Origin of the sequence: Trebonia kvetii, assembly GCF_007827045.1 — a bacterium.
In the GTDB taxonomy this organism is placed as follows: Bacteria; Actinomycetota; Actinomycetes; order Streptosporangiales; family Streptosporangiaceae; genus Trebonia; species Trebonia kvetii.
Genome location: NZ_RPFW01000001.1, coordinates 696,212 through 710,633, shown reverse-complemented (window position 1 = coordinate 710,633; position 14,422 = coordinate 696,212). Strand labels below are relative to the sequence as shown.

The window sequence follows — 14,422 nt, the reverse complement described above, 5'->3', positions numbered from 1 at the left end:
AACCCTCCCTGCCGGAACTCGACGGGCGACGGAGCCGTCGGCCCCTGGCGGCTGTCTCACTGGGCAGCTGGCTGCATGTGGCTGAGGATCCTGGCGGCGAGGGCAGTGGCGGCCTGCTGGCGTGCGGCAGCCAGGTCGGGGTAGATGCTGATGTTGACCGGCACGTCGTCGACGACTTGGAACACGTTCCCGCTCACCAGGACCACGACGGTATCGGTCCCCGGGTCCGAGTAGGCGCCGTTGCCTAGGCCGTGGATCACGGGCCGTCGGGGCTGTAGTCGCCGATGTCATTCCCGTCAGCGACGACGGTCAGCTGAGCCCACTGGTCGCCGGACAGCGTCGTCACCATGCCGTCGGCGGAGGCGAACACGCCCTTCTGGTTGAAGCCGCACTTGCCCAGCGGGGGCTGGCTCGCCTGGTTGTGGCCGTCAATGCTGATCGCTGCGCCGCGGAACGTCGCGGCCACGGCAAGGACGTCGGCCGGCCGCAGGAGGGAACACGCCGATGGCGCAGCGGATGCCGGGCCGGTGATGGCGGACACTACTGGGCCGCCGACCAAGGCGGGGGTCGGCACGGTGCTGCGGGCGCCCGGCACGGCGGGCGAACTGCCGCAGCCAGCCAGGACGGTCGCCGCCAGGCCTGCCGCCACTGCTGCCGCGGCCGAACCCAGGCGACGTACGGTGATGGGTCTCATGCGAACTCCCTGACGTTCTACGTCGTCGGGCTGCAGGGCCTATACCAGGGATCAAGCGGTAGAGCGCCGCAAGGTTCGACTTAGTCATCTGACACGGAGAAGCAGCCGGGATTGTTCGGGAAGAGCAAATTCGATCATCCCGAACGGTTGCGGCCGACTTACCACCCGCAAATTTCCGCTCCTCACGGGAGGGCGGCTGCCAGGATGCGATACGTGATCTGGCCTTGGCCTCTGATCGCGGCAGGAACGAGAGACCATGCGGGGTTGGTGTTGTCGGCGAGCACGGTGGCCTTCCGGAGTCGCTGCCGGTCCTTGCTCGTGACCTGTTCGCTGAGGCTGAACGGGTCTTCGACCAGGGAGCAGAGCAGCGCCAGGTCCCGGTGGTGCCGTGCCGGGCTGGGCAGGTCCGCCGCCGCAGCTTTAATAATGATCGCACCGAGCAGCGTCGGCCTCGGGACTTGGCCGTGCCGGCCTTGGTGGACGACGGTCACCTGCTCGGTCCTGCTGAGTGCCTGAGTGCCGCCTGGCACCTGGACGGTGCGCCCGGGCGGGCTGGTCGTCAGGTTGGCGCGCGCCCCGAGACCGTCGGGCGCCAGGAGGTCGATAAGGACGGGCCGTGGCTCCGCCGGGCGTGCGGACCGGTGGGCGAGGCCATCAGTGCTGATGCTGTCGAGTGTGAAGCCGAGTGCGTACAGCTGGCGGACGGCCTGGATGAGGGCCCCGTGGTCGGCGCGGAGCTCGGCGACGACGTCGCCGTCCTGGCTGGGCTCGAGTGGGGCCTGGCTGTGCTCGAGGGCGTTCAGCAGCACCATCTGCCCGCGGACGAGAGTCCACGGCACGGTCAGGCGCTCGGACAGGTCGAGGAGGGCGTGCCAGAGTTGGTCGACCGGGCTCGCCAGCGGCAGCTCGATCAAGCCAGGCTCTTGTTCAGCAGCTGGCCAAGGCGCTGGGCCCCTGCCCTGCTTGCTGAGGACGAATTGGTCGGTTTGCTTGAGCGTACCGCGCTTGCCCGGAACCGCGCGCTTGTCCGCCGGCTTGCGCTTGCCGTCTTGAAATACGATGGGACAATGGCTCGCTCAGAATGGGCACGCAAGCTCTATCTGCGTGTAACATTCATCACAGGCGCCCGCCTCCTAGATGGCCTGTCAGACGAAGAACTCGACGCCATAATTAGCCAAGCCGGAGGCGCCGAGTGAGCACTGTCCATGCGATTATGGTTTCATGGTCCATCTGCATAACGCGCCCTTAGCACTCAGCCTCACTCACTTATCCTAGTGGTCGGCCAGTGCCGCGGCCCTGTCACCTGACTTTTATCATCCGATTGGAGTTGGCGCAGCCGTGATGCTGTGACCTGGTGGTTTGTCGGCTGCGCGCGCGGGATTTGCGCACTAAGCTCGGGGTTTCGCAATCTCGCCGCGGTCGTGGAGCAGTGGGCAGGCGCGGCGCACGGTGAACTGGAGTATCTTCGGGCACTGATCAAGGCGGGGGTTGTTGCGGCATGGCGGCCAGGCTTCCTGAAGACGGAGAGTTCTCGCTCGGCCCGGTGCGGCTACCGGCGGGCAGGCGGATTATCACCGAAGACGAAGAACCGGTCGCCTGGGTGACCGAAGACCCCGTTGCTGAGCCCGGGCGGGTGTGGGCGGCGCTGCGCGACCTGCACACGGACTCGGGCCTGGTGCCGGTGCTGCTCGACCCGGAAGATAACCTCGCGGACTTCTTCTTCACCGGCGGCGTTGATCCCGGCGAGATCGACGGCCTGAGCGCGGTGGAGGTTCTCGCGGACTCGTGGGCAGTGCATGACGATGCAGCAGGCCCGCCCCCTGGGAAGGAGTCCGACCTCGCCCCGGCGGAAGGCGCCGCACTTCCGGTGGCCACGCTCACGGCGGCGCTCGGCTGGTTCCAGGCGGCGCACATCGGGCTGGTGCCGGCGGCACGGCCGGCCGATGTGCCGGCGGCGGTCGGCTGGGTCGCCTTCAGTGATCTCATGGACCATCGCAACGGGGTGTGGATCGGCTCCGTGCTGCGCTCCTTTGAGAGGCGTTTCGGCGCGAGGCTGGTGCAGATCGGCCCCGGTGCCGCGATCCGGCTCCTGGTTGAACGGCCGCCGCACACCCTCAAAGCCGCGCGCAGGATCGCCGCCGAGCATAGGGCTTTCGCCGACGAATACCTCGGCCTGGGGCCGATGGACGTTGAGCAGCTCGCGGCGGCCCTGGTGGACACGCCCGGCTGGACATTCTGGTGGGACTGACCTGGTTGCGGATCTTCGGAACGCTCCAGAACGCTGACTCCTGCGGCAAAATCCATGACGCCCTCGCTCTCATCAAGTAGCCCCTAAAGGCCATGGATTCAGCGGCTCAGCAGCTGTTCCTCAGGTCGATGACACTTGAACGAGCGGCGGTAGTGCCCAGTCGCTTGGATCATGAAGCGCGAGATGGTGCCAGGCGCACAACGACGCCTCCACCGTGACATCCTCCCGGCAGATGATGCTCGCTTGCTCCGGCAAACCGGGACCGGGTGGATCAGCGTACCGCCGCGGATTCGACTGTACGGACTGTGCGGGCCATGGTGGCGCTGAGGTCTTCGGCAGACGGCAGCGCCTGCCGCACCTTCGCAGGCAACCGCCGCCACTCGGTAACAGCCAGCGGCGTCCTAACCCCACGCAGTGCCACCTCCACCGTTACATCATCGCGCCCGACAACCAGCAGCATGCCAAGCGTGGGATCGTCGTGCACCTGGTCGCGCAGGTGATCATCGACAAGCTGCACGTAGAAGTTCGGCTTGCCGACGTACTCCGGCTCGAAGCGCCCGAGCTTCAACTCGAACACCACTTACCGATGCAGCCTGCAGTGATAGAAGAGCAGGTCGAGAAAGAACTCCCGCTCTCCGCATTGCACCGGCACCTCGGCGCCCACGAACGCGAACCCGGTCCCGAGCTCGCGCAGAAACCGAGCAAGGTTGTCAGTGAGTGCCTTGGACAGGTCACGTTCTCGCACCGGGTCGGCGGCAAGGAAGTCGAGGACGAACGGGTCTGCACGATCCCCTGCACCGCATCCCTGTCTGCCTGCGGGACCGCGCGGTCGAAGGTCGTGAGCGTGGGCTGTGACCGCTCGTGCAACCGGCTCGCGATCATCGACTGCAGCACGCCCCGGGTCCATCCCTCGTCCGCGGCGCGCCCGGCGTAGAACTCCGAGGTCCCGGTCCTGGCAGCCGTCTAGCAGCGTCGCCACCGAGCTCCACGGCAATTGTGCAACGCCGCATTGCACAATTCCTGTTGGCCACCGGGTGGCGGGTGCCACCATGTACCGCAAGTTGCGGGCGGAGAGTCCGCGCACGTCGGGGTGCGCCGTCCGCAGAACCGCAGACAATCCCTCGATCACGCGAGCGCCCCAGCTTTGCTCCTGCTGCCGATGGACGATGTCCCGGCCGATCTGCCAATAGGTCTCGACGAGGACGTTGTTGGCTGCCCGCGCCGCACGAAGCTGTCCAGCCGCAAGAGTCCGCTTAATGGAATCAAGCAACTCGTCATACTCGGTCGCGGCAACGATTGAATCGCTCATGAATCTCCGCCCGCTCACCCCTGGCATTGAGCAAACGCTAGGCCGCGGCGCGGTCCAGTTTCGCCAATTCGGCGCCCAGCGCTTCTTACAATTCCCTTATCGGTTCCGAACGGGTTGAGCTACTTCAACACACGCCACCGGCGCCTCCCCGGAATCTGGCGAAGGCGCCGGCGCGAACCTAAGAAACGATCAACTACTGCGCGGCGCGCACCCCGGATTGCGCCACGTCCATCGCGTGATCGAACTCGTCCGGGCTGAAGGCGCTCAGGAACGCCAGCGCCGTCTTCATCTGCTCGAACGTTGCCGACGTGAGCCTGTCCCAGCGCGAGCGCGCTGTCTCGGTGACAATAGAACCCATGGTCATCCTCCAGGTTCGACTGGTTGAGGTGATCTAGGGTCGCCGTCGGTGTTCGAGCACCACGGCGACCCGCCCATATTCACGGGCTGTGTAGCCAATAATAGGCAAACATCAGTTTGACGGGAATGACCGACACGCCTGCCTCGTAGCACGAAATTTCATTAATTCCAGCGACCCGCGTATTCTGGCTACTCGCCGGCGACGATGCGGCGGATGCGTTCGACGATCTGGTTGGCCTCGTCCTCGGTGATCTCGTAGAACACGCTGTCGCGGTTTCCGCGTTCGAAGGAGTACAGCAACGGGGTGCGTTCCCAGACGAGGCTGCGGGTGAAGGCCTCGTCGTACTCGCCTTCCTCCGACTCGGTCCGCCTGACGACTCCACCGGGACGCTCTTTACTGCTGAACTCGTTGACGAACGCGAAGTAAGTGATCTTCGTTGGCATCAGGTCCCCTGCAGATGGTTGTAGTCCGGAATCTCTGTTGCCCCTGGCGGGATCGTGATTCCCGCGCAAACGTCGCGTTGGTACTCCTTCAGCCGTCTGACCTCGTCGGGCGGCGTCTTCGTATCGCGGATACGCTCATAGGCCGAGTGCGTGAGCTCCTTTGCGTCGAGGCTTTCCTGCGTATGGAACTGCACCTCAAACAGCATCCCAGATTCTGGTTCCCGCCATCTGCCGTTGATTCCCTTATATTGATCGTCTTCCCAGGAATTCTGCCGATCGACTGGTCTGAAGCCTGACGATTCAAGTCGATCACAGTCCGCCTGCACGCCTGCCGAGTAAGCCGTTTCTTCGTACAGGAAGGTATAGCGGATTGCATCCTTGACCAGCCTGATCGCGTCCGCTGCCGTCAGATTGGCCTGGGCGCTCATCCAGTTGTCCACCTTCTCGGTGAGCCGGTCCTTGCCCTTGAGGCTGTGCTCGAGCCCGGCCAACCGCCGTTCCGGATCCTCGGCCTCGATCCGCTTCATGGCCGGCGTGACAATACCGCGCTCGATCTCCCGGACCCGATCGTAAGCCTGGTCGATCGCATGCGCCCGGAAGACGGCATCCACCCTGGCGCGGTACGCCTCGTGCTCCCCGCCCGAGTCCGCCGAGTCGGCCGAGGCGCCCGAGGCGGCGGGCACCGCCCGCTCGCGGTCCCCGAGACGCGAGCCGGCAGCGCCCTCCGCATCAGGCGCATCGGGCGTGTCAGCGTCGTCCGCCCGGCCGCCGTCCTCGTCCGGTTGGTCGATCCGCACCGCTGCCGCCCAATATCGCGCCCAATCTCCGCCACTCACCCAAGACAACGGCCAGACGTCCAACACGGTTCACGCCGTCGTCGAGGACCAGAGACGACGTTTCAGATGCAGGGCGATTTCACGTGACCTAGCCGCAGTCACCTGAGTCCCATGAGCACAGGACATTTATCGTCAGCGTCCGGTTGGCCTGCACGCGGATGTTCTCCCGCGCCGGCGCCAGTCTCGTCGGAGCGAGCAGTGCGGTGTAGTTCCCCGCGGCGAGGCGGACGGTGAACCTCCCTGAGGCGCCGACGGTGACGGTCACCGTGTGCCCGCTCTTGTCCGTGAATGTGACCGTCCCTGCCACCGGGTTGGCCGGCGGCTTCCCGTTCGAGGGCATGGGCCCTGGATACGCTAGAAGCCTCCCCTGCACGGTCCCGGTGGGTCCCGCCGCAGTACCCCCGGAGCACCCCGCCACAATGAGCGCCACGCCGGCGACGCTCAGAACCGTGCCGCCCAGCGTCCTCATCGCAGCTGCCCTCCGCTCTCGTGCCTTGGACGAAGCTGGCGCCCGCCCCGGTTCCGTTGGTGTCCACTAAGCGGGCGGACCGCCGGTCAGGCGACGGTGACTGGCAGGCTTTCGAAGCCGCGGAAGGCCGGCCCCGGTACCCGCCGCGCCTCGCCTGCCGATGCTATGGCGGGGAATCGCGCGAGCAGCTCCGGGAACGCGATCGCCGCCTCCATCCGAGCCAGCGCCGCACCGAGGCAGAAGTGCGGGCCCCCACCGAAGCTCAGCGCGCCGGCGTCTGACCGGCGCGGGTCGAAGCGGTCCGGACTGGCGAACCTGCGCGGATCTCGGTTTCCGACGCCGATCAGCAGGAGTATCTGGGTGCCAGCGGCCGCCTGAATGCCGCCGAGCTCGGCCGGCGCCGCTGCGCGCCGGACCGTCATTTGGACGGGCGCTTCGTAGCGCAGGGTTTCCTCCACGAAGTCCGCGACTGCGATCTCGGCCTCCCGCATGGCCGCGGCTAGGTGAGGGTCGGACAGCAGGAGCGCCAGCCCGTTACTGAGAAGGTGGGTGGTGGTCAGGAATCCGGCTATCACAAGCGTGCGCAGGTTGTCATGCAACTCGGCGTCGCTCAGCCGGCCGTCGCCGACGTCGTGAACGTGCACCAGCTGGCTGAGCAGGTCGTCGCGGGGATGCTTGCGGCGCTCGCCGGCGAGGGCGGTGAAGTAGTCATTGAGCCGAACCGTTGCGTCGTCCGCGAGCGCGACCGCGTCCTCTGCCCGGCGCCGCTCGCCGATGAGGCCGGCGACGAGGTCTTCGGCGAGCGGCCGGAAGGTCTCGCGGTCCGCCTGCGGTATCCCGACCAGGTCGCAGATCACGATGACCGGCAGCAGAAAGGCGAACTGCGCCACGAAGTCAACCGGCTCGCCGCCGCTGCCTCGGTCGGCCATGTCGTCGAGCAGGCTGGCGGTCGTCGCGGCGATCGCCGGCGCCAGGCTTTCCACCCGGCGGCGGCTGAAGGCCCGCGACATCAGGCCGCGAACCCTCGTGTGCTCGCCGCCGTTCAGGTCAATGACGGAGTTTTTGCTCATCGACGGGTGCTCGCGCCACGCCGGAAAGATCTCGTCGAGCCCGGTGTCACCCTGCACCTCGAACACGGGATCACGCAGGACCGACTCGATGGCGGCGTAACCAAACACGACGACCGACGACCACTGCGTCGGATGGCAGACCTCGCCGGTCGCGAGCAGGTCCGCATAGCGGGGGTAAGGATCACTGGCAGCGTCAGCAGCAAAGAGAGCTTGCAGGATCTCGGTCGCTTCCACCTGGCACTCCCGGCCGCGCCGTGTAAGGGCAGTACCCGAGTCTTCCATGTCGGGCACACGATGACCAGACTGTGCATACCCGCCACCGTGCGTCTATGAACTCGCTAGGGCGCGCGCTTCCACGGTCAGTAGGTCGATAAGGCCGTGGACCAGCTCCAGCGTCGGCGCCGGCACCCCGACGAGCCGCGCCAGCTCAACGGGGGCCGCCAGCAAGACGTCCGTCTCCAGCGGCTTGCCCGCCTCGAAATCCATCAGCATCGACGTCTTATGCTCACCCACCTTCGCCGCTCCCTCGAACCGCCGCTCGACCGAGATCTTCGGCAGGCTGCCAAGACACGAAGCGATCGAGGCAGTCTCGCGCATCATGCTCAAGACCAGCTCCCGCGTCCCCGGATGCTCCGCGATCGCCCCCATCGTGGCGCGGGTTAGGACGCTCACCGGGTTGAACGCCACGTTGCCGAGCAGCTTGAGCCAGATGTCGGAACGCAAGTCCGGCACCACCGGGCACTTCAGCCCCCCGGCGACCATCGCCTCGCTGAACGCGAGACAGCGCGGGGAGACAACACCGGAAGGCTCGCCGATAGAAAACCGCGTCCCCTCGACGTGCCGAATGACTCCAGGTGAGGTGATCTCGGCCGAGCAGTAGACCACGCATCCGATGGCACTTTCCAAAGGAATCGCGGCCGACACCGCGCCCTCCGGATCGACCGCCTCGATCCGCCGCCCCTCATAAGGACCCGGCAGACCGTGGAAGTACCACCACGGGATCCCGTTCTGCGCGGCGACCACACCAGTCCCCGGACGCAGCAACGGCGCGAGCAACGGCCCCGCATCACGGTAGCTATACGCCTTAAGCCCAAGAAAGACGATGTCGACAGGCCCGATCGACGCCGGATCATCAGTGGCGTGCGGATGGGCGTGGAAGTCGCCCCGCTCACTCAGCACGGTAACGCCCCGCTCCCGCATGGCCTCCAGGTGCGCGCCACGCGCCAGCAGGTGCACCTCCGCCCCGCCGCGGTCCAGTGCCGCCCCGACATAGGCGCCGATCGCCCCGGCCCCCACGACCGCCACCTTCACGAGCCGCCGCCCACCAGCCCGGCCAGGTTACGGCGCTGGATCTTCCCCGTCGGCCCCTTCGGGATCGAGTCCAGGATCGTCACCCGAACCGGCCGCTTGAACGCGGCCAGCCGCTCCGCACAGTACAAAGTCAGTTCCCGCGGCGTCGCGTCACCGCGCAGCACGATGACGACCCCCACCTGCTCCCCGTACTTCTCATCGGGCACCGGGTAGGCCGCCGCCTCAGCGACCGAAGGATGCGTGAGCAGCACGTCTTCCACCTCATACGGCGAGATCTTCTCGCCCGCCCTGTTGATCAGTTCCTTCACCCGCCCCACCAGCGACAGATACCCGTCGGCACTGAGCCGGCCGACGTCACCAGTGCGGAACCAGCCGTTCCGGAACGCGGCAAAGGTGGCGGCAGGATTATCGAGGTACTCGTCAACCACGGACGGCCCGCGCACCGCGATCTCACCCTCGTCGCCTGGCGGCACCGGCCGCCAGTCGTCGTCAAGTGCGACGACCTCGGTGCCGGTGCCCAGCCCGACCGTGCCTGGCCGGCGTTCGCGGGGAGGCAGCGGGTTGGATGCCATCTGATGCGCCGCCTCGGTCATCCCGTAGGCCTCGACGAGCGGGACGCCGATCGTCTCCTCGTAGCGCCGCCACAGCGCCGTAGGCAATGGCGCAGAGCAAGATCGTACGAAACGGATTCGGTGTTCCAGTGGTCCGCCCACCTCTGTCCCGGTGAGCAACCGGGCGTGGATGGTCGGCACCGCCGTGTACCAGGTAACCCCGTGCCGGGCGGCGTCGTCCCAGAACGTCGACGGCCGGAACCGCGGCAGCAGCACCGTGCCGCCGGTAGACAGCGTGGCAAGCACGGTGGCGACCAGGCCGTGGACGTGGAAGAGCGGCATGACGCACGCCGTCACGTCGTCGCCGGACAGCGCGTAGGTGTCCGCGACCGCAGCGGTCGACGCGACCAGGTTGCGCTGCCTGATCGGCACGGTCTTCGGCTTGCTTGTCGTGCCGCTGGTGTGCAGCAAAAGGCCCAGCGCGTCCGGGCTCCCGGCGGTTTCCAGCGCCGAGCCGGCCTCGCCGTCGATGTGCAGCAGCCCTTCCGCCATCCCGATCACGCTGGCAGGTACGTCCGAACGGTCCGCCGCCGCGACGGCACTGGCCACGCCGTCGTGCAGCAGGCGGGACACGCGCAGGTCGCCGAGTTCGGCGGTCAGCTCGGCCTCGCCGAGCGTGGGGTTCAGCGGCGCGGCCACCGCGTCGCTGGCGACGACCGCGAGGAACGCCACGATCAGCGCCGGGCCGTTGGCGGCGGCGAGCGCTACCCGGTCGCCTTCCCGCACGCCGATCGCCGCCAGTCGCCCCGCCGCCCGGTCGAGCGCGCGCTGCAGTCCCGCGTACGAAAGCACGGCGCCCGACTCGGGCACCACCAAGGCCGGATGGCCGTCAGACCTCGTGACGAGGCGACGAAGACTGCCCGCGCTGCCGACGGTCATCTGCGCCCTCTCTCCACGACGTCAGGTGGCATCACCCACCCATATCGCACGCCGCGATGCGTGTCCACCGCTTGCCTACCCCGACCTGGACGCCAATGCCGCGGCGCTGCTGCACTCCATCGCCCGCAACCGCGTGCTCATCGACGGCAACAAGCGGCTCGCGCTCGCCGCGGTCATCGCGTTCTACGGCCTCAACGGCCGTCGGCTGACCCTGACCAACGACAAGGCCTACGACCTGGTGATCAACGTCGCCGCCGGGCAACTCGACGATGCTGACGCCATCGCGGCCGTCCTCCGGAACACCACACAGCCCCGCAGGTAAAGCGACAGCGTGCGGCCGCACACCCAAGCCCCTGCCGACGGCAAGAGCGGCGGCGTCCGGCACTGGCACCGCCGTGGTGGGTTCGGCCGCCGCAACAGGTAATCGTCGTGCACCCTGATGGGCCTCTTAATGTCTCAGCCAGTAATGAGGAGGTCGTCCTGGACGTCGGAGACGCCGAGGCTCCGCCAGGCAGCGTCGATGACCGCATCGTGCTCGGCCCAGGTCTGGACGTGGCCAGCCAAGGTGATGGTGCCGTCGGCGGCAGTGACGGAGATGTCGCTGTCGTCGCCGAACAGGCCGTAGCGGTCCAGCGCCCGTTGCACTCGTCTGGTGGCGTCAGCGGTCTCCTCGAAGCTGCGGACTTCGATGTCGTCGCTGATGTTGCGGACTCCTGTCAGCCCGGAGACGGCCGCCTCGGCGGCGTCCCGCTGGTAGCCGTAGCTGACTGAGCCTGTCAGCCAGATGTTTCCGTCGCTGGCCGAGGCCTCGACGCCATCAGGCACGGTGATGTTCAGCGCGAGCGCGTTGTTCGCCGCGGAGATCAGCTGCGCGTCGTCCCGGTAATTCTCGTCGGGCAGCATGACCATCAGGTGGTTGTGCACCCTGGTCACGCCCGCCACGCGCCGCGCGGCCGCGGCCGCCTGCAGGTACTGCGGGTAGCTGGGCACGGTGCCGTTTAGCGCCACGTCGCCGCCGAGGTTCTTGACAGTGATGTCGGTATCGTCGATGAACGGGTCGAAGTCCAGTTCTGCCCTGACCGCAGCGCGGATGTCCTTGGGCTTTGCCATGGTGTCCCCCTGTAAGCCGGTGATGCTGCCGAGACCGAGGTGATACCCCGATGCGGAAGGCCTAGCCCCGAGAACTGGGGTGACGAAGTTCCATGCACAAGTTAGCGGTAGCGCCCTGAGCGGCAGACTTTAGATGTTCGCGGTCTTGGGTACAGCGTGAACAGGGCAGGCACGCCCGCCCGGCTGCCTGATCGGCACGCAAACGCGCCGGGGACGGGCGGCTGGCTACGCGCGGTGACCCGCATATGCGTGCATGCGCGGGCAGCCGGTACGGAAACCTTCAGACCTCAGCCAGATCACTGAACGAGTCGCGCATGACGCTGCTGCTGAGGCCCGCGCGTCCGAGCCATTCCTGGTGGAAAGGAGATCACCATGACCACAGCGTCACCGGTAAGGAACGTCGTTCTGGTACACGGCGGTTTTGTGGACGGGTCCGGCTGGCAGGGCGTCTACAACCTGCTCACACAGGACGGCTACCACGTCAGCGTGGTCCAGAACCCGACCCTGTCGCTCGAGGGCGACGTCGCCGCGACGCGGGAGATCATCGACGAGCAAGACGGTCCGGTTGTCCTGGTCGGCCATTCCTACGGCGGGGCCGTCATCACCGAGGCGGGAACCGACGACAACGTCGCGGCCCTGGTCTACCTCGCAGCGTTCGCGCCGGACACGGGCGAGTCGGTCAACACGCTGATCGCTGACCCGCCGCCGGGTGCGCCCGTGCCGCCGATCCTGCCGCCCAAGGACGGCTTCCTGTTCCTGGACCGGGAGAAATTCCCCGCCTCGTTCGCCGGCGACCTGCCCGCCAAGCAGGCCGCGTTCATGGCCGACTCGCAGGTCCCCTGGGGCGTGGCCGCCTTGGGCGGATCGATCACCAACCCGGCATGGCGCGCCAAGCCGAGCTGGTACATGATCACAACCGAAGACCGGATGATCCCCCCGGCTGCCCAGCACGCCATGTCCGAGCGGGCGGGCTCTACCGTGGTCGAGGTCGCCGGCAGTCACTCCGTCTACGTCTCGCAACCCGCCGCAGTAGCGAACCTCATCGAGCAAGCCGCGTCAGCGGTCACCGTGCGGTAGCAGACGATATCGGGCGTGCGCGGCCCTGGGGCAGAATGACGCCGTGGCGATCGGGCGGCGCAGTACGCCATGTACGCGGCGGTCGCCTACATCCGCGCCTCCGCTAGCCGGGCGGGCGTCCTGGTGCGCCAGGCATGCCAGGACCTTGACGAGCACCCTGGCCATCCTGAGCTGCCGAATCGGGAGCGTCGGTCGCCATGCCAAGGTCCTCGGCGCTGGTTGACGGCGCATGGTCATGCGGGCTGGTCGGCCGTCGCTGCGCCGAGTCTGGAATTGCCGAACCGCCGGCGACGCGGATAAGCCTAGGGAAGCGAGGGCGGCAATCCGCAGCGGATCGCGAGGGCAGGGTCGCGATAGGACACCAACGTGGTGATGAGCGGCTGGCCGCTCGCCTCGCCGAGCTGCAGGACCTGGAGGCCGCTGACGGCAAAGCGGCCTGCACCGTCTGGCTCATAGGTCCCGAATGCGGGCTGTCCGTTGCAGGAGCCGGCCCTCAGCTGCACCCCATGCGGGCGAACAGCCGCGAAGATGGCGTTCTCCACGAACGCCGCCACGGCCTCCCGGCCGTCGAACCACGCGGTGAGCGGGGGCATGGTGAAGCGGACGTCTTCGGTGACGAGCCGGACGAATGCGTCGATGTCCGCGAGCTGCCATGCCCGGACATAGCGCTGCAGGAGCTGCTGCACACGAGGCTCGGTCATGTCCGGCTGCGGCTGACCAGCACTGGAACGGACAGACTCGCGCGCCCGTGACAGGAGGCTGTTGACCGCGGTGGTGCTGACCTCGAGCACCTCGGCGACCTCCGCGTGGGTGAATCCCAGCACGTCGTGCAGCAGCAGCGCGGCCCGCTGACGTGGCGCAAGGAGCTGCAGCGCGGCCACGAACGCCAGGCTGATCTCCTCCCGGCGGACCACCTCATCCTGGGGGTCCTGCGACACGCGAAGGTCAGTATCGCTAACCGGCTCTACCCAGGCCAGCTCCGGGTCAGGTGGCCCAAGTGGGGCTCCGGGCGCTGTCGGCGGTCCGTATCCGACTAGGCCGATCCGCGCCCGCCTGGCCCGCAGCCCGTCGAGGCAGACGTTGGTCGCGATGCGCTGGAGCCAGGCGCCGAACGGTCCCGAGCCGTCATAGGTTCCCAGCTTGCGCCACACGCGTTCCAGCGTGTCCTGGGTGGCGTCCTCGGCGTCCGCGCCGGAGCCGAGCATCCGGTAGCAGTGACGGAACACCGGCCCACGCAAAGGCCCCACTAGCGCGGCGAATGCCGCACTGTCCCCGGCGACGGCCCGCGCGAGCAAGGCAATGTCAGTGGAATCAGGCACTGGAGCCTCCCTGCTGTCAGTGTCTCGCCCGGCGGCCCGGCGCAGCATGCCTCAGCTGTCTGCCGAGGCCAATCCCACCACTTGCCCCTGCGGGTCGGCCAGCAGCCCGAAGGTGACCCCTGGCACCGATGTAGCCGGCTGGATGATCTTCCCACCTTGCGCCACCGCCGCGTCTAGGGTAGCGGCGACATCCTGAACCCCGACGAAAAACGTGACCAGGGGCGTACCGCCCTGCAACGGGCTGATGCCGCCGGGTATCGCGCCCTCGACTCCGGTGTCTACGTAGCTGTAACCGGGAATCCCCCCGCCAGGGAACGTCCAGCCGAACAGCTTCCCGAAGAACGACCGTGTCGCATCCGGGTCTGATGACCTGATCTCGAAATGAACCACCGGGCTCGGCATTGAAATGCTCCTCTCTCGCCGATGCAACCTCACAACAGGTCTGACGACGAGACACCCCCTGATCTCTCGGTGAACGGCGGCACGAAAGATTTCCTTGCCGGCGGGTGCGCGGCGTGCGGACTTCGTTCAGCGGGGGATAGGTGTGGGCCCGCCCGGGCGGTAGCCTGCCAGGTCGCCGCGAACCGGTTCCCTGGCGCTGTCAGCCTTGTCGCCGTTCCAGTGGCCGGCACACTTCCAGTGGGGCATCACGTTCGCGTCGCCCTTCATCGGTCATGGTGTTCGCGGG

The 14,422-nt window shown here is 67.3% G+C and carries 17 protein-coding genes and 1 pseudogene; 4 read left to right on the top strand and 14 right to left on the bottom strand.

Translation table 11 applies throughout. The annotated features are described in order from the left end of the window. Positions 1-56: 56 nt before the first annotated feature. The 3 genes from EAS64_RS03010 to EAS64_RS03000 form a co-directional block, all read right to left on the bottom strand. Positions 57-260, bottom strand: coding sequence for a hypothetical protein (locus EAS64_RS03010; RefSeq protein WP_145851163.1), 204 nt, complete (start codon positions 258-260; stop codon positions 57-59). After that, complete coding sequence (locus EAS64_RS03005; RefSeq protein ID WP_145851162.1) at positions 257-694, bottom strand: hypothetical protein; 438 nt, start codon at positions 692-694, stop codon at positions 257-259. The genes EAS64_RS03010 and EAS64_RS03005 overlap by 4 nt, the downstream gene beginning before the upstream one ends. A 182-nt stretch (positions 695-876) precedes the next feature. After that, positions 877-1,608 (bottom strand): hypothetical protein, encoded by a 732-nt coding sequence (locus EAS64_RS03000; RefSeq protein ID WP_145851161.1) that lies wholly within the window; start codon positions 1,606-1,608, stop codon positions 877-879. Here EAS64_RS03000 and EAS64_RS48050 point away from each other — a divergent pair. Further along, entirely contained in the window at positions 1,564-1,890 is a 327-nt protein-coding gene (locus EAS64_RS48050) for a DUF6339 family protein (RefSeq protein ID WP_500691511.1), read from the top strand. The two genes, EAS64_RS03000 and EAS64_RS48050, sit on opposite strands and share 45 nt — an antisense overlap. A 302-nt stretch (positions 1,891-2,192) precedes the next feature. Continuing rightward, positions 2,193-2,942 carry a DUF4253 domain-containing protein gene (locus EAS64_RS02995; RefSeq protein ID WP_145851160.1) on the top strand — a complete coding sequence of 250 codons (750 nt, stop codon included), beginning with the start codon at positions 2,193-2,195 and terminating at the stop codon, positions 2,940-2,942. Between the two features lie 271 nt (positions 2,943-3,213). Here the strand turns inward: EAS64_RS02995 and EAS64_RS02985 are convergent. The 8 genes and pseudogenes from EAS64_RS02985 to EAS64_RS02955 form a co-directional block, all read right to left on the bottom strand. Then, positions 3,214-4,251, bottom strand: a pseudogene (locus EAS64_RS02985) (PDDEXK nuclease domain-containing protein). A gap of 193 nt (positions 4,252-4,444) precedes the next feature. Then, positions 4,445-4,609: a hypothetical protein gene (locus tag EAS64_RS43245; protein ID WP_187365656.1), complete on the bottom strand. Its 165-nt coding sequence runs from the start codon at positions 4,607-4,609 to the stop codon at positions 4,445-4,447. 188 nt (positions 4,610-4,797) lie between these two features. Continuing rightward, positions 4,798-5,052, bottom strand: a complete 255-nt coding sequence (locus EAS64_RS02980) for a hypothetical protein (RefSeq protein ID WP_145851157.1) — start codon at positions 5,050-5,052, stop codon at positions 4,798-4,800. Then, positions 5,052-5,849: a hypothetical protein gene (locus tag EAS64_RS02975; RefSeq protein ID WP_145851156.1), complete on the bottom strand. Its 798-nt coding sequence runs from the start codon at positions 5,847-5,849 to the stop codon at positions 5,052-5,054. Before EAS64_RS02975 ends, EAS64_RS02980 begins: the two co-directional genes overlap by 1 nt. Positions 5,850-5,976: 127 nt before the next feature. Continuing rightward, positions 5,977-6,228, bottom strand: a complete 252-nt coding sequence (locus EAS64_RS02970; RefSeq protein WP_145851155.1) for a peptidase associated/transthyretin-like domain-containing protein — start codon at positions 6,226-6,228, stop codon at positions 5,977-5,979. Between the two features lie 215 nt (positions 6,229-6,443). Then, positions 6,444-7,661, bottom strand: coding sequence for a cytochrome P450 (locus tag EAS64_RS02965; RefSeq protein ID WP_187365655.1), 1,218 nt, complete (start codon positions 7,659-7,661; stop codon positions 6,444-6,446). A 93-nt stretch (positions 7,662-7,754) separates the two neighbouring features. After that, complete coding sequence (locus EAS64_RS02960; protein WP_145851153.1) at positions 7,755-8,738, bottom strand: 2-dehydropantoate 2-reductase; 984 nt, start codon at positions 8,736-8,738, stop codon at positions 7,755-7,757. After that, positions 8,735-10,228, bottom strand: a complete 1,494-nt coding sequence (locus EAS64_RS02955) for an AMP-binding protein (RefSeq protein ID WP_145851152.1) — start codon at positions 10,226-10,228, stop codon at positions 8,735-8,737. The genes EAS64_RS02960 and EAS64_RS02955 overlap by 4 nt, the downstream gene beginning before the upstream one ends. A 25-nt stretch (positions 10,229-10,253) precedes the next feature. On the opposite strand from EAS64_RS02955, the gene EAS64_RS44445 reads away from it, so the two are divergent. Further along, positions 10,254-10,550, top strand: coding sequence for a type II toxin-antitoxin system death-on-curing family toxin (locus EAS64_RS44445; protein WP_222848947.1), 297 nt, complete (start codon positions 10,254-10,256; stop codon positions 10,548-10,550). A gap of 134 nt (positions 10,551-10,684) precedes the next feature. On the opposite strand, the gene EAS64_RS02945 is transcribed toward EAS64_RS44445, so the two are convergent. Then, positions 10,685-11,338, bottom strand: coding sequence for a BON domain-containing protein (locus EAS64_RS02945; protein ID WP_145851151.1), 654 nt, complete (start codon positions 11,336-11,338; stop codon positions 10,685-10,687). A 372-nt stretch (positions 11,339-11,710) separates the two neighbouring features. Between EAS64_RS02945 and EAS64_RS02940 the strand changes: the two genes are divergently transcribed. Next, positions 11,711-12,415, top strand: coding sequence for an alpha/beta hydrolase (locus EAS64_RS02940; RefSeq protein WP_145851150.1), 705 nt, complete (start codon positions 11,711-11,713; stop codon positions 12,413-12,415). Between the two features lie 302 nt (positions 12,416-12,717). Here EAS64_RS02940 and EAS64_RS02935 read toward each other — a convergent pair whose 3' ends face one another. Then, the gene (locus EAS64_RS02935; protein ID WP_187365654.1) at positions 12,718-13,734 is read right to left on the bottom strand and encodes an RNA polymerase subunit sigma-70; all 1,017 of its coding nucleotides are present in this window, start codon (positions 13,732-13,734) and stop codon (positions 12,718-12,720) included. 51 nt (positions 13,735-13,785) lie between these two features. Then, positions 13,786-14,136 carry a VOC family protein gene (locus tag EAS64_RS02930; protein ID WP_145851148.1) on the bottom strand — a complete coding sequence of 117 codons (351 nt, stop codon included), beginning with the start codon at positions 14,134-14,136 and terminating at the stop codon, positions 13,786-13,788. Positions 14,137-14,422 lie beyond the last annotated feature (286 nt).

What these genes read in the sequence shown, in the direction of transcription:
- EAS64_RS02955 (WP_145851152.1), bottom strand. Translation starts at nt 10,228, where the DNA reads ATGACCGTCGGCAGCGCGGGCAGTCTTCGTCGCCTCGTCACGAGGTCT.
- EAS64_RS43245 (WP_187365656.1), bottom strand. Translation starts at nt 4,609, where the DNA reads ATGGGTTCTATTGTCACCGAGACAGCGCGCTCGCGCTGGGACAGGCTC.
- EAS64_RS02945 (WP_145851151.1), bottom strand. Translation starts at nt 11,338, where the DNA reads ATGGCAAAGCCCAAGGACATCCGCGCTGCGGTCAGGGCAGAACTGGAC.
- EAS64_RS02930 (WP_145851148.1), bottom strand. Translation starts at nt 14,136, where the DNA reads ATGCCGAGCCCGGTGGTTCATTTCGAGATCAGGTCATCAGACCCGGAT.
- EAS64_RS03005 (WP_145851162.1), bottom strand. Translation starts at nt 694, where the DNA reads ATGAGACCCATCACCGTACGTCGCCTGGGTTCGGCCGCGGCAGCAGTG.
- EAS64_RS02980 (WP_145851157.1), bottom strand. Translation starts at nt 5,052, where the DNA reads ATGCCAACGAAGATCACTTACTTCGCGTTCGTCAACGAGTTCAGCAGT.
- EAS64_RS02940 (WP_145851150.1), top strand. Translation starts at nt 11,711, where the DNA reads ATGACCACAGCGTCACCGGTAAGGAACGTCGTTCTGGTACACGGCGGT.
- EAS64_RS02970 (WP_145851155.1), bottom strand. Translation starts at nt 6,228, where the DNA reads ATGCCCTCGAACGGGAAGCCGCCGGCCAACCCGGTGGCAGGGACGGTC.
- EAS64_RS02995 (WP_145851160.1), top strand. Translation starts at nt 2,193, where the DNA reads ATGGCGGCCAGGCTTCCTGAAGACGGAGAGTTCTCGCTCGGCCCGGTG.